The 13,846-nt window shown below is 44.5% G+C and carries 9 protein-coding genes; 6 read left to right on the top strand and 3 right to left on the bottom strand.

The window, feature by feature from the left end; translation table 11 throughout:
• The first annotated feature begins 3 nt into the window (after positions 1 to 3).
• A complete protein-coding gene (locus tag AC0OMU_RS17055; RefSeq protein ID WP_029725880.1) occupies positions 4 to 213 on the top strand; it encodes an MbtH family protein in 210 nt (69 codons plus the stop codon).
• Positions 214 to 257: 44 nt separating this feature from the next.
• Here the strand turns inward: AC0OMU_RS17055 and AC0OMU_RS17050 are convergent, their stop codons facing one another.
• The 3 genes from AC0OMU_RS17050 to adeR all read right to left on the bottom strand — a co-directional run bounded on the left by AC0OMU_RS17050 (position 258) and on the right by adeR (position 3,554).
• Positions 258 to 935: a YukJ family protein gene (locus AC0OMU_RS17050; protein WP_181220087.1), complete on the bottom strand. Its 678-nt coding sequence runs from the start codon at positions 933 to 935 to the stop codon at positions 258 to 260.
• 111 nt (positions 936 to 1,046) lie between these two features.
• Complete coding sequence (ald, locus tag AC0OMU_RS17045) at positions 1,047 to 2,183, bottom strand: alanine dehydrogenase (protein WP_014480718.1); 1,137 nt, start codon at positions 2,181 to 2,183, stop codon at positions 1,047 to 1,049.
• 102 nt (positions 2,184 to 2,285) lie between these two features.
• Positions 2,286 to 3,554 (bottom strand): sporulation transcriptional activator AdeR, encoded by a 1,269-nt coding sequence (gene adeR, locus AC0OMU_RS17040; RefSeq protein WP_474241355.1) that lies wholly within the window; start codon positions 3,552 to 3,554, stop codon positions 2,286 to 2,288.
• 519 nt (positions 3,555 to 4,073) lie between these two features.
• On the opposite strand from adeR, the gene AC0OMU_RS17035 reads away from it, so the two are divergent.
• From AC0OMU_RS17035 to esaA, 5 genes are all read left to right on the top strand, one after another.
• A complete protein-coding gene (locus AC0OMU_RS17035) occupies positions 4,074 to 4,367 on the top strand; it encodes a WXG100 family type VII secretion target (RefSeq protein WP_003220661.1) in 294 nt (97 codons plus the stop codon).
• A 69-nt stretch (positions 4,368 to 4,436) separates the two neighbouring features.
• Positions 4,437 to 4,676, top strand: a complete 240-nt coding sequence (gene yukD, locus AC0OMU_RS17030; protein WP_003228763.1) for an ESX secretion system protein YukD — start codon at positions 4,437 to 4,439, stop codon at positions 4,674 to 4,676.
• Between the two features lie 14 nt (positions 4,677 to 4,690).
• Complete coding sequence (gene essB / locus AC0OMU_RS17025) at positions 4,691 to 6,049, top strand: type VII secretion protein EssB (protein ID WP_474241354.1); 1,359 nt, start codon at positions 4,691 to 4,693, stop codon at positions 6,047 to 6,049.
• Between the two features lie 60 nt (positions 6,050 to 6,109).
• Positions 6,110 to 10,597, top strand: coding sequence for a type VII secretion protein EssC (essC, locus tag AC0OMU_RS17020; protein WP_474241353.1), 4,488 nt, complete (start codon positions 6,110 to 6,112; stop codon positions 10,595 to 10,597).
• Positions 10,594 to 13,830 (top strand): type VII secretion protein EsaA, encoded by a 3,237-nt coding sequence (gene esaA, locus AC0OMU_RS17015; protein ID WP_474241352.1) that lies wholly within the window; start codon positions 10,594 to 10,596, stop codon positions 13,828 to 13,830. The genes essC and esaA overlap by 4 nt, the downstream gene beginning before the upstream one ends.
• Positions 13,831 to 13,846: the final 16 nt, after the last annotated feature.

Genomic DNA, 13,846 nt, shown 5'->3' with positions numbered 1-13,846 from the left:
AGAATGGCAAATCCTTTTGAAAATGCGGATGGCACATATTTGGTGCTGGTCAATGAAGAAGGCCAATATTCCCTATGGCCCGGTTTTATAGATGTGCCAAGCGGCTGGACAGTCGTTCATGAGGAAAAAGGGCGTGAAGCTTGTTTGGACTATATCCAATCGCATTGGAGTGATATGAGGCCAAACAGCCTAAAGACTGTTGAAAATGTGTAATCGTATCAAAAAGAGACTGCTCGCCGCAGTCTCTTTTTCTAATCTTACGCAGACGTTTGGGTATGATCACAATCTCTGACCGGGTTTCCGTTTTCATCGGTACACCAAGATTGGGATAAAAACGCTAAAAATACAGCGGCCCACTGATCTGCAAACTGAATCAGAATACCCCCGTCATGCCAAGAGCCGTTGTCTTTTTTCCAGCGGGTATCCATTGCATTCCCTTGATTCATATGGATATTGTGCATTCCGTTGGTCGGGGTAAAGCCGAATATTTTATCTGCAGCCTGTTCAGGTCCGAATTTTGAACCGAATATATAAACCGGCGCTTTCTCATCTTGTGCTTTCTTCATATAGGTTTCAATAAAATCATTTAAATCATTATCAGGGCCCGTGATTTCATGAGGCAAAGGCTTCATTCCCCGCGGGTCAAACAAATTGCCCCGCACATAATCCAGTGCCACTTCACGGTTTGCTTCATTGATCCTTGTATATCCATACGGCATGTTCGGAAGGATGGTAATTGAGCCCGAATCAAACTGATCGTCAGCCAAATACAATACTTCAGATTCCTCAGAACTGGACATCACATTGATGGCGCACCTGTAATACGTATTCTCTTCACCGAGCATTTTGACTTGGAAATGAGGACTGTCATCATCTGTTTCCCGCTTCATGTCTAAGACTATGCCTTTTAACACGCCATATTGCTGAACAGCCATATGAATCCTCCTTTATGATCAACTTCATAGTCATAATTCGTGAAATGGTCTCTTTTTTCCTTTTAAAAAATAAAAAAGCCTGCAGAAATCTTTCTGCAAGCTCATTGTGAATTAAGCACCCGCCACAGATGATTCATCCTGTAAAGCTTTCTCGGCAGGAACATACTCATAGCCTAGATCTCTTGCTACAGCTTCATAGGTCACGTGTCCGTTTGCGGTGTTTAAACCCGCTCTCAGTGCCGCATTGTCTGCGAGCGCTTTTACTGCCCCTTTGTTCGCGATTTGCAGTGCGTATGGAACAGTAACGTTAGTCAGGGCGATTGTTGACGTACGAGGGACTGCGCCCGGCATGTTCGCTACAGCATAATGCACAACCCCGTGTTTTTCATATGTTGGCTGATCATGTGTTGTGATATGGTCGACAGTTTCGACGATGCCGCCTTGGTCGATCGCTACATCAACAATGACTGAACCAGGTTTCATTTGTTTTACCATTTCCTCAGTGACAAGAGTCGGAGCTTTAGCACCCGGAATTAATACCGCGCAAATGAGGAGATCCGCTTCCGCCACAGCATCAGCAATATTGACCGGATTAGAAATTAACGTTTTAATCTGATGGCCGAAGATGTCATCCAGCTGGCGCAAGCGGTCTGCGTTTAAGTCAATGATCGTCACATCTGCACCGAGGCCAACAGCCATTTTCGCCGCGTTTGTCCCGACAACGCCGCCGCCGATAATCGTTACTTTTCCGCGAGAAACGCCCGGCACCCCGGCAAGCAGAATGCCTTTTCCGCCTTTAGGCTTTTCTAAGAATTGAGCGCCGATTTGCGCTGCCATTCTGCCCGCAACCTCTGACATTGGCGTCAGAAGAGGCAATGTCCGGCCTTCACTGACCGTTTCATATGCGATGGCAGTTACTCCTTTATCCTTCAAGGCCTGTGCAAGCTCAGGCTCAGCTGCTAAATGAAGGTACGTAAACAGCACAAGTCCTTTGCGGAAATAAACATATTCTTCCGGCAGCGGTTCTTTTACCTTCATGACCATTTCGGCGTCCCAGACCTGTTTCGGATCAGCAATGATTTCCGCTCCTGCTGACTCATAGGCTTCATTTTCAAATCCGCTTCCAAGGCCCGCGCCTGTCTCAACCAGCACCCGGTGGCCGTTTGAAATGAGCTGAGAAACGCCCCCGGGTGTTAATGCGACACGGTTTTCATTGTTTTTTATCTCTTTAGGAACCCCTATGATCATATCTGTCTCCTCCTGTATCCTGTGATATTTTTAGTGTAGCTTGATATTTTGGAAAATTCTTTGTTTGATTAAGAAAATAAAAAAACATGGATTTGTGAAATTTCACAAATCCATGTGCCGAAGTTTGATATCTAAATAGATGGTGAATTTTTGATTCACATTTTTTAAATCAATTTCAGCGATCTGGCTGATTCGTTTGAGACGGTAATTCAGCGTATTAACGTGTATATTTAACAGCTTAGAAGCGGTATTCACGTTGCTGTCTGCTTCAATAAAGCGCTCTAGCGTCTCTACCAGATTTGACTGGTGATCCCGGTCATATTGTTCCAGTTTGGAAAGCGAGTAATTATAATGGCCCGCCTGTTTCCGTTTTTCATTTAAGACATCTAAGTATTGATAAATGCCTAACTCGGAAAAGCTGAAAAGATGTTTGGTCTCTTCAGCGAACCGTTCCTTCGTTTTTAAGACGGACAATGCTTCCTGATAGGAGCGGGAGACAAAAGAAATAGAGTTGTATATTCCGCCAAAAGCGATAGAAACGTCTTCTATTTTATACCGCTCCTTCAGCTGTTTTTGCGTACTGAAAGCAAACTGTTTTAAATCTTGAAAAGGATGATCTGTTTTGGGTGAGGTTAATATAATAAGTTCATTGGAATCTACGGTCGCCAGCAGCACGTAAACCTGCTGGGTCGTTTCCTGTAAATATTGCAGCTGCTGTTCGATTTTTTCAGTCAGCTCGCCATTTATGCGGATGATTATAACGGAAAACTCTGAAGGAGCGGCCATTCCAAGCTTATGGAACCCATCCGCCATATCATCCTCCTGATGGATGTGTCCGGTCAGCATTTTCCAGAAAAATTCTTGGCTGCGTTCTTCATTTTTCGTTTTTCTGATTTGAAGTTTGAGAAGCTTATTTCTCACTGCTTTTGCTGCCATTTGCAATGTCAGCAGATCTTCATCGGACAATGTTTTTTGGATCTCAAGCGCCCATATGAAGCCAAGCACTTGCTTGTTTTTCCAAATCGAAATAGCGACGCGATTGCTCAGCCCGACTTCATCAATTTGCTTGACTCTGATCGGCTGGTCCGTTTTTAAGAGAGCTGGAATTGTCCCGTCTTTCCACAACTTGTTAATCACCTTCTCCGGTACCCTTCTGCCAATAATGGTAGACGTCCGGGCAGGGTCTGTGCAGTCGCTGTGTGTACTGTAGGCAAGCAGCTTGTGGTTAACATCCTCTATGGTGATCGGGCACCGCAGAACGTCGCTGATATGATCAGCCACATCTTCAAGTCTGTCAAAACTATATTTAAACGGATCATTCGGCATGGTCATAAATCTCCCTACTTTTCGTGCTTGATTTCTCTTTGACATCTCATCCCCTTCCTTTTATTATGATTGTTGTTGTTTGTGAAAATCAACAACAAAGAACAGAAGCAAAAAAACAATTTCATGAGAGAAACGTTCTATACATTTGGCGGTGTAATCGCCTCTTTGCAGGACAGTTGTATGCCTCATATAATACGACAGCTTATCCTATTAATCTTCTAAGAAAGTCATCGGAGGCGAGACTAATTAAGGAAAGAAAAAATTGAACCTTTCAGAAATGGTGCTGTAGCATCAAATTTTCTGAAAGGTTTTTTTTGGGAGTTGGGGAGTTATTTGGGTCTTTTGGATTATTCGGAGAATGAAGAGAAGATTAAGAAAATAAACCTATTTACTTTACAGTATATGTCATTTTTAAGTGATTCGGGGTAAACCATTGGACTCATTTTGTAAAATTAAAACATATTTGTTTGACTATGCCGAAAAACTGTTTTTATAATAATGACGTTCTAAAAATAAGTGAATTAGCCCATATTTAGGCTGATGGCACAGGAGGTAATGAGGAATATGGCAGGATTAATTCGTGTCACACCCGAAGAGCTAAGAGCGATGGCGAAGCAATATGGCGTTGAAAGCCAAGAAGTATTAAATCAGGTTGATCGTTTAAACCGAATGATCTCTGATTTGAAAAGCATGTGGGAAGGTGCTTCAAGCGAAGCGTTCGCAGATCAATACGAGCAGCTCAAACCTTCATTTATCAAAATGTCAGATTTGCTTCAAGATGTGAATCAGCAGCTTGATCAAACAGCAAATACACTTGAGTCTACTGACCAAGACATCGCAAATCAAATCCGCGGATAACAGTATGAAAGGGAAGGAGCGCCTGATTCAAAAGAAGACGGCGCTCTTTCTATGTAAGGGTGATCCTAAATGTATATTGATATTACAATAGATTTGAAACATTATAACGGCAGTGTCTTTGATCTCAGATTGTCAGATTACCACCCGGTGAAAAAAGTAATTGATATTGCTTGGCAGGCCCAAAGCGTATCTATGCCTCCGCGCGAAGGGCACTGGATCAGAGTGGTGAACAAGGATAAGGTGTTTTCCGGAGAATGCAAGCTGTCTGATTGCGGCATTACAAACGGAGACCGGCTTGAAATATTATGAAAGGATCTGGTTGAATGTTAGGTAAACAAAAATCATATTTAGAAAACCAATTAGAAGCTGTTGCCGAGAAAACAGATGCCGGCTATACATTTACCTTTCAACGGGAAAAAATAAAGCTTCTCGACGGTCTTGAAGCTAACGTGATCAAAGATATAAATCCATTTTTTTATAAAGAAATCGATGTGACGGATGATGAAGTAATCATCACAATCCAACCTCCCTCCTCCTATAAAGCATTCCGCTTCATGAAAGCTAAGGATAAAAAAAGTAAATGGCAGTTTGCCTATCAGCTTGTTCAAGCCGTACAGCAGCACAATCTGTCGAGGCTGAATTTGATTGTCGCTCCTGAAAACATTGTATTCGATAAAGGGCTTACGCCTTATTTTCTCCATTATGGAGTAAAAGAAAGCATTCCTCCTTACGAGCGTGATGAGGAAAGAGTATGGCAGGAGCTGAAAGCGGCAGCGGCTTTGGCAGTTGACGGCGCTTTTGCGTTTGAAGACTACCTGAAATTCAATGAAACGCTGACGTTCTCCGCAGAGGCAAAGGCGATATTAGATGCGGAATCCTATGATGATTTGCTCGAGCTGATTCAAACCCATATTGATGAGCTCGAAGCCAAAGCAAAAACATACATACATATCCCGAGAAAGAAGTGGAACATCCAGCGATATATCGGCCTGGGGCTCATTGTTTTGCTTGTACCGGCACTTATTTATTCGATGTACGCCTTATTTTTCGCGCAGCCAAAGCACCAGGCGATAGTGGACAGCAACCGTGCGTTCTTAAACAAGCAGTACAGTGAAGTCATCAGCACACTGTCCAAGTATGATGCGGAAAGCCTGCCTGAATCGGTGCAGTATCAGCTGGCGACGTCCTATGTTGAGGTCGAAAACCTGGGGAGTGCAAAAACCAAAAATATAGAAAATAATTTAGTCACCCTTCAATCAGACCCTCAGCATTTCTTGTATTGGATTGATTATGGTCGAGGAGAATACAAAGAAGCGATCAGTATCGGCCGTAAGCTTGAATACAATGATTATATTTACTTTGCCCTAGCTAAATATAAACAGCAGCTTTTATCTGAGGATACAAATGATGAAGACATACAAAAAGAACTTGACTCAGTAAATAGTGAGCTTGAAAAAGCCCAAAAAGAACGTCAAGACAACAAACAGTCTAATTCTGAAACATCGTTAGTCGATACAAGCGAAGAACAGACACAAACAGACGAAGAAAAACAACAAGCAGAAGAGAAAGCGGCAGAAGAAAAAGCCGCAGCCGAGGAAAAAGCGAAAAAAGAAGAACAGAAGAAAAAAGAAGACGAGAAAAAAGAAACAGAAAAGAAAGATGAGAAAAAAGATGACAAATAACGTGAGACATGAAGCACAGGTCATCGCATGCTGCCATTCGGCCGTAAGGGGGTTCGCCATTTGAGTCTATTATGGGTTTTTTACCAAAATAACGTTCAAAAATTAAATCTTTCTAACCTCCCGTCGTCTCATCCGGTGACCATAGGGCCTGATGTGAAGGATTCCGTTACGATCAGCTCCATTCCATTTAATAGCGGAGTGATTTCTCTTAAAAGAAAGGAATCCGGCGGCCAATACGAAGTTTTCCTGGGAAATGATTGTCTCGGCACGATTGAGGCGGATATATCATTTACTCTCCAAACGGATCAGCAGGATATACGCTTGATATTGACGGGCAGTGAACCTGAGAAATCCGTTTATTTTACGGGAAATCGGGATGAAATTGTATGTTCCTCAGAAAAAACGAATGCAGATATTTATCTGAATCCGCAAGATTTTGCATTTGCAGAACAAAGCACGTTTTCTTTGCTTCGTGCAGGCGGCAGCTGGTCGGTCCGCCCTGAAAGCGGAACGATCTTCTTGAACGGAGAGAAGATCAACGCCAATACGCCGCTCAAGCCGGGGGATGAAATATTCTGGAACTTCACGCAAATGAGGGTGACGGAACAAGACCTTTTAGAAATTGTTCATTATGCCCAGTTTGAAACAGCGTTAACAGAAACGGTCAAACCGAGTACAGAGATGCAGAAAAAATATCCGCAGTACAGAAGAACGCCGCGGATGGTATACGATCTGCCGGATGACCGCGTTTCTTTCAGTTTCCCCTCTCAGGAGAGCGATCAAACCAACAGAGGGCTGTGGCTCGTCATCCTGCCTCCGCTTGTGATGCTGATCGTGATGGGCGTAGTTGCCATCATCCAGCCGCGCGGTATATTTATACTCGTTTCTTTGGCGATGTTTATGATGACTCTCATTACCTCGACAGTGCAATATTTCCGGGATAAAAACCAGCGGAAAAAACGCGAGGAAAAACGGGAGCGTGTATATAAGCTTTACTTAGACAATAAGCGGAAAGAGCTTCAGGCACTTGCTGAAAAGCAAAAGCAGGTTCTTGAATTTCACTTTCCTTCATTTGAACAAATGAAATACTTAACAAGTGAAATCAGTGACCGGATCTGGGAAAAATCACTTGAAAGCAAGGATTATCTCCAGCTGCGGCTTGGGACGGGAACAGTCCCTTCAAGCTATGAAATCAATATGAGCGGCGGAGACTTGGCGAATCGTGATATCGATGACCTCATGGAGAAATCGCAGCACATGCAGCGCGTCTATAAAGATATCCGCAATGCGCCGGTGACGGTCGATTTGGCAGAAGGTCCGATGGGGCTTGTCGGTAAATCGCAAATTGTGAAAAATGAGATTCACCAGTTGATCGGACAGCTTTCGTTCTTTAACAGCTATCACGATTTGCGTTTTGTATTTATTTTTCATGAAGAAGAGTATAAAGACTGGGAGTGGATGAAGTGGCTTCCGCAATTTCAAATGCCCCATATTTATGCAAAAGGATTTATTTATAATGAGCAAACGCGAGATCAGCTCCTGTCTTCACTTTACGAATTGATCAGAGAGCGTGATCTCGAAGATGACAAAGAAAAACTGCAGTTCAAACCGCATTTTGTATTTGTCATCACGAATCAGCAGCTGATCTCTGAGCATGTCATTCTCGAATATTTAGAAGGACAGCATGAGCATCTGGGCATCTCGACAATTGTCGCAGCGGAAACAAAGGAAAGCTTGTCGGAAAACATTACAACTCTTGTCCGCTACATCAATGAGCATGAAGGCGACATTTTAATACAAAAGAAAAAAGCGGTAAGAATTCCGTTCCGTCTCGATCATCATCAGCGTGAGGACAACGAACGGTTCTCACGCACGCTGCGGACGCTGAACCACCAGGTCGGCATTACGAATTCCATTCCGGAAACGGTATCGTTCCTGGAGCTTTTTCATGCAAAGGAAGTAAAAGAAATCGACATTCAGCAAAGGTGGCTGACAAGTGAATCGTCGAAGTCGCTGTCAGTGCCGATCGGCTATAAAGGGAAAGATGACATTGTGTATCTGAACCTTCACGAAAAAGCACACGGTCCGCACGGCTTGCTTGCGGGGACAACGGGATCAGGGAAAAGTGAATTTCTCCAGACTTACATCTTGTCACTTGCCGTGCATTTTCATCCGCACGAAGCGGCTTTCTTATTAATTGACTATAAAGGCGGAGGAATGGCGCAGCCGTTCCGCAACATTCCCCACCTCCTCGGCACGATCACAAATATTGAAGGAAGCAAAAACTTCAGTATGCGTGCGCTTGCTTCCATTAAAAGCGAGCTGAAAAAAAGGCAGCGCCTGTTTGACCAGTATCAAGTCAATCACATCAATGACTATACAAAGCTGTACAAGCAGGGGAAAGCAGAAGTGGCGATGCCTCACTTGTTCTTAATTTCTGATGAGTTTGCCGAGCTGAAAAGCGAGGAGCCTGATTTTATCAGGGAGCTTGTCAGTGCCGCGCGTATCGGACGAAGCCTCGGCGTTCATTTGATTTTGGCGACACAGAAGCCAGGCGGCATCATCGACGACCAGATCTGGAGTAACTCGCGCTTTAAAGTAGCGCTCAAGGTCCAGGATGCCACCGACAGTAAAGAAATTTTGAAAAACAGCGATGCCGCAAACATTACCGTAACAGGCCGCGGCTATTTGCAGGTCGGAAACAATGAAGTGTATGAGCTGTTCCAATCTGCATGGAGCGGGGCGCCTTACTTAGAGGAAGTCTACGGTACCGAGGATGAAATCGCGATTGTTACAGATACGGGTCTGATCCCGCTTTCTGAGGTTGATACCGAAGATAACGCGAAAAAAGACGTTCAAACCGAAATCGAAGCTGTAGTTGACGAAATTGAACGCATCCAAGATGAAATGGGAATCGAGAAGCTGCCAAGCCCTTGGCTGCCGCCGCTTGCGGAACGTATTCCGCGCACTCTTTTCCCTTCAGACGAAAAAGACCATTTCCACTTTGCGTATGTCGATGAACCTGATCTGCAAAGACAGGCGCCAATTGCTTATAAGATGATGGAAGATGGAAATATCGGCATCTTCGGCTCTTCGGGCTACGGAAAATCGATTACAGCCGCAACGTTCCTGATGAGCTTTGCGGACGTATACACACCTGAAGAGCTTCATGTCTATATCTTTGATTTCGGAAACGGAACGCTGCTGCCATTAGCGAAGCTCCCGCATACCGCGGATTACTTCCTGATGGACCAGTCAAGGAAAATTGAAAAGTTCATGATTCGCATCAAAGAAGAAATTGACCGCCGTAAACGTTTGTTCCGGGAAAAAGAAATCAGCCACATCAAAATGTACAATGCGCTGAGCGAAGAAGAGCTTCCGTTCATTTTTATCACCATTGACAACTTTGACATTGTCAAGGATGAGATGCATGAGCTTGAATCGGAATTTGTCCAGCTTTCCAGAGACGGACAAAGCTTGGGTATCTACTTTATGCTGACAGCAACGCGGGTGAATGCTGTCCGCCAGTCATTGTTAAATAACTTGAAAACAAAGGTTGTCCATTATCTCATGGATCAATCAGAAGGATATTCCATTTACGGCCGTCCGAAATTCAATCTTGAGCCGATTCCGGGACGCGTCATCATTCAAAAGGAAGAGCTTTATTTCGCGCAAATGTTCCTGCCTGTTGACGCCGATGATGATATCGGCATGTTCAACGAGCTGAAATCAGACGTACAGAAACTTCAAGAGCGATTTGCTTCAATGGAGCAGCCGGCACCGATTCCGATGCTGCCTGAGAGCTTGTCGACGAGAGAATTTTCTATCCGCTTCAAGCTGGAACGCAAGCCTTTATCTGTACCGATCGGGCTTCATGAAGAAACAGTCAGCCCAGTCTATTTTGATTTAGGCAAGCATAAGCACTGCCTGATTTTAGGCCAGACTCAGCGCGGGAAAACAAACGTCTTAAAAGTAATGCTCGAACATCTGATTGATGATGAAACTGAAATGATCGGCCTGTTTGACTCGATTGACCGCGGCTTATCTCATTATGCGAAGGAATCAGATGTTTCATATTTGGAAACGAAAGAAGATATTGAGCAGTGGATTGAAACAGCAGAAGACATTTTCAAAACAAGAGAGGCCATGTATGTAGAAGCCGTCCGCCAAGGAGACGCGCAAAATCTGCGATTCTCACAAGTGGTGCTGATGATTGACGGGATAACGAGATTCCAGCAGACGATTGATACGAGAATACAAGACCGTCTCGCTAACTTCATGAAATCATACGCTCATCTTGGGTTCAGCTTTATCCCGGGCGGAAATCACAGCGAATTCTCAAAAGGCTATGACTCCTTGACGACTGAGATGAAGCAAATCCGCCACGCGATTCTGCTGATGAAAAAATCTGAGCAAAATGTCATTCCTCTCCCGTACCAAAGACAGGAGCCTGAGATTCAGCCGGGCTTCGGATATGTTGTGGAAAACGGGAAGGAGCAAAAAGTTCAAATTCCTTTATGTTCTGCTGAAAGGGAGAGTGCTAGATGACAGAACAACGAAAAAGCTTGATCAAGTTAATATCCGCCGTCATCATCATTTTGCTGCTGCCGGTGTTGTTTTTCCGATTTATCGGAGACGACCCAACGAAAAAAGCAGTCAATTCCACCCGGCAAATCGCGGTGGTGAATGAAGACACAGGCGTATTGAGTGATGAGGTAAAGTCTGATGAAGAGGACAAATCCGCCCAGTTCGGCAAGGAAGTAGCGGCCGTTCTGGGTGAACGTCCTGATTATTCGTGGACGGTCGTAAACCGAAGCGCGGCCGAGACCGGTCTCGCTTCAAAGAAATACGATGCGATCGTCTACATTCCCTCAGACTTCTCAAAAAACATTTTGAGCTATGACAAAGACCATCCTCAAAAAGCAACGCTCGAATTCAGCATTCAAGATAACCTGAATGCGGTTAACAAAGAAAAAGTTCAGCGTGAGCTTGAGGATGCCCAAAAGACAATGAACAAAAAAATGTCGGCCTTATACTGGAATTTTGTTTCACAAAAAGTGGACAATGTCAGAGGAGAATTTGACAAGATCGTCAATAAAGAATCTGAATTCCAGAATGTCATGTACAACTTTTACAAACCAAGCTCTAATGATTTAGCAGGTGAAATCAAACAGCAAAAAGACTTAATCGATGAGCTGAAGAAATCAATGAATGAAGCGCAAGGCACGACAAAAGAAAAAGCTTCTACAGCGGAGGAAGCCAAAAACACGCTGAAAGAATTCATTGATACAGTTGAAAGATACAAAGAATATCAAGAAAATCAGAAAAAGCTGCTTTTGGCAGCCCAAGATTCAACACAGCAGCAAATCCGGACAGGTCTGGATGCCATCCAGGCACAGCAAAAGGCGAATCAGTTCAGCGAACGCATGAGCGGATTGGCAACTGGGATCAGCCAAGCGAAGACACAGCTCGGACAAACCAGTAATGTGCTGGCAAACGCCCAGCAAATTAGGGAGAGTCAAGTGCCTCAGCAGGAACTTGGTATGGCGAAGATACAAAGCGATTTAATTAACCAATACCAGGTCGCATCAAGGCAGGCTGCACTAAATCAGGTGTATGAACTGCTTGTTTTGACGCGTCCGGCGCTAACTGTTGAGAAAGGGGACGACCCAGTCATAGACGATGGCTCTGACAACAATGATAAAGATAAAGACCCTAAAGAAGATGATCCTGAAGAACTCAAAATTGATCTTGAAAAACAGCGTGAAGAACTGAAAAATATCGCTGCTGATATTCAGGATATTTCAGACAATCTGAAGGAGCCTGAAAAAGAGGACCCAACACCGGAGGACCCGGGTACTGAACCAGACGATCCGTCCACTGATAATCCAGAAAAACCTGATGACGGGGGCAGTACAAATCCCGATGATACACAGGGCGACACAGGGAACGACAATAACAGCAGTGATACCGGTAATGACGGACAAACGGACGGCAGTACTCAGGATCAAGACCAGCAGAAGGGAACAGACGGTCAGGAGCAGAACGGCGATGGATCTGACGGTGCGTCCGACAGCGGACAAACCGAAACGGGCACATCTGCCGAACAGACTGCATCTTCTGATTCAGCCCTTCAATTTATCAAGCTGGCAAATGAAGGCGGAACCGGAGATTCAGGAGATACCGGGAGCGGCGGAGATACGACGGAGCCTGGAGACCAAGATCAACCAGGAAACGATGACATTTCTGATATCGCCAAAGCAAAAGAACAGCTCAGCAAAGCGTCAGAGCGAATTAAGCAAATCGAAGAAGAGCTGAAGGAAAAAGAAAATACACATAATGAAGCACTGAAGAAGAAGCTTCAAGAATTGAAAGAGCAAATGGACGGTCTAAATGATGAAATAGATGATCTCAAAGACCAAGTGAAAACACTCGATGATAATCTCAAAAGACTCGAAGCGAAACGGAAGCGGGAGTTTGAAGGGATTTACAGTGCGATTCGCGAGCTTGAAAATAAAGATCAGCTTCAGTTTTCAGGAGAAATCAATACAGAAAGCATCTCCGCTTTAATGAGATACTATAAATATCTATCTGTTTATGATTCTGTATTATCCGGTACGATTGACAGTGCTGCAAAAGCCGGCGCTATTGACGGCCAGCAGGGCAACGTCAAATCAGTCCTGGCTCTCTCACCTGAAGAATCAGCCAGCTGGGAAGCTCTCAAGAACAACACGATGCAAACTGATGAAGACATTAACAGCTTCATCGACGGAATGACCAAATTTGCGGACGACTACAGCGGATTTATCCGTGACTCTCAAGCAGGTGTTCTCGACGAACTGACGAAAATCTCTGAAAGTGCCGCAAAAGCGACAGAACAGCTTGTAACGGGCGCAACGCAGGAATCTGCGACGTTCAGCAACGATGGGCTGTCTGGCACCATGGCACTGAGTGTCCAAGATACAGTCGGCCAGGAAGTGCTGCAAATGTCAGACATGATGGGTTCATTGTCTGATCGCCAGTCAGGCATCATTGATTACACAACCAACATGCAGCAAAGCGTCAATGATGTTCAAGCGAAAGCCGACACCTTAAACAACAACTGGGGGAAAAATGTCGCTTCCACGAAACTCGTGCGCAATGACGTATACGGCATACTCGGAAACACATTAGTAGATGGGCAAAACAATGGCTATGTATATGATTACTTGGCGAATCCGCTTAAAATCAGCGGAGAGGTTCCGGAAGAAAAAATTCAGACGGTACCTCCGGTTGTCATCCTTGTCATTGTGTTGATCAGCAGTCTGTTAATCGGCTATTTCAGCTCGTATTACCAAAATGCACCGCTTCTCGTCAAAGGAGCTTTATTCGGAATTCTGAATATCCTTGTCGGACTTATGATCAGCTTGTTCGGTTTGAATATTTATTCACTGCCGGACGATCAGACGATTAAGTGGTCGGTGTTTACGATTCTATTGCTGGTCGCAAGCTCTGCCTTCATCCGGACGGCATTCAGATTCGGATCAATCCCTGGCTGGGTTGCTTCAGCGGCAATGATTCTATTCTATGTCGCACCGCTTATTGATTTGATCATGCCGAACTTTACATTTGAAGATCCGGTTTCGAAAGTATATATCGACATCCAGTACGGTACTGGGCACTTGTTTACAATGGGAATAACAGTTCTGCTGATCATTACGGTGATTGCCGCGGCTCTGCCGCTGATTATCCGGCTGATGGCTGAACACACAGCAGAAAGCGATGAAACGTATGAAGCGTAATCGCAGCATGGAAAAG

It is taken from the genome of Bacillus sp. FAU18, assembly GCF_056033885.1.
This window is presented reverse-complemented; position numbering and strand designations above follow the sequence as displayed.

Excerpts from the sequence above, each read along its gene's own strand:
- ald (WP_014480718.1), bottom strand. The coding sequence starts at position 2,183 with ATGATCATAGGGGTTCCTAAAGAGATAAAAAACAATGAAAACCGTGTC.
- adeR (WP_474241355.1), bottom strand. The coding sequence starts at position 3,554 with ATGTCAAAGAGAAATCAAGCACGAAAAGTAGGGAGATTTATGACCATG.
- AC0OMU_RS17035 (WP_003220661.1), top strand. The coding sequence starts at position 4,074 with ATGGCAGGATTAATTCGTGTCACACCCGAAGAGCTAAGAGCGATGGCG.
- essB (WP_474241354.1), top strand. The coding sequence starts at position 4,691 with ATGTTAGGTAAACAAAAATCATATTTAGAAAACCAATTAGAAGCTGTT.
- AC0OMU_RS17050 (WP_181220087.1), bottom strand. The coding sequence starts at position 935 with ATGGCTGTTCAGCAATATGGCGTGTTAAAAGGCATAGTCTTAGACATG.
- esaA (WP_474241352.1), top strand. The coding sequence starts at position 10,594 with ATGACAGAACAACGAAAAAGCTTGATCAAGTTAATATCCGCCGTCATC.
- AC0OMU_RS17055 (WP_029725880.1), top strand. The coding sequence starts at position 4 with ATGGCAAATCCTTTTGAAAATGCGGATGGCACATATTTGGTGCTGGTC.
- yukD (WP_003228763.1), top strand. The coding sequence starts at position 4,437 with ATGTATATTGATATTACAATAGATTTGAAACATTATAACGGCAGTGTC.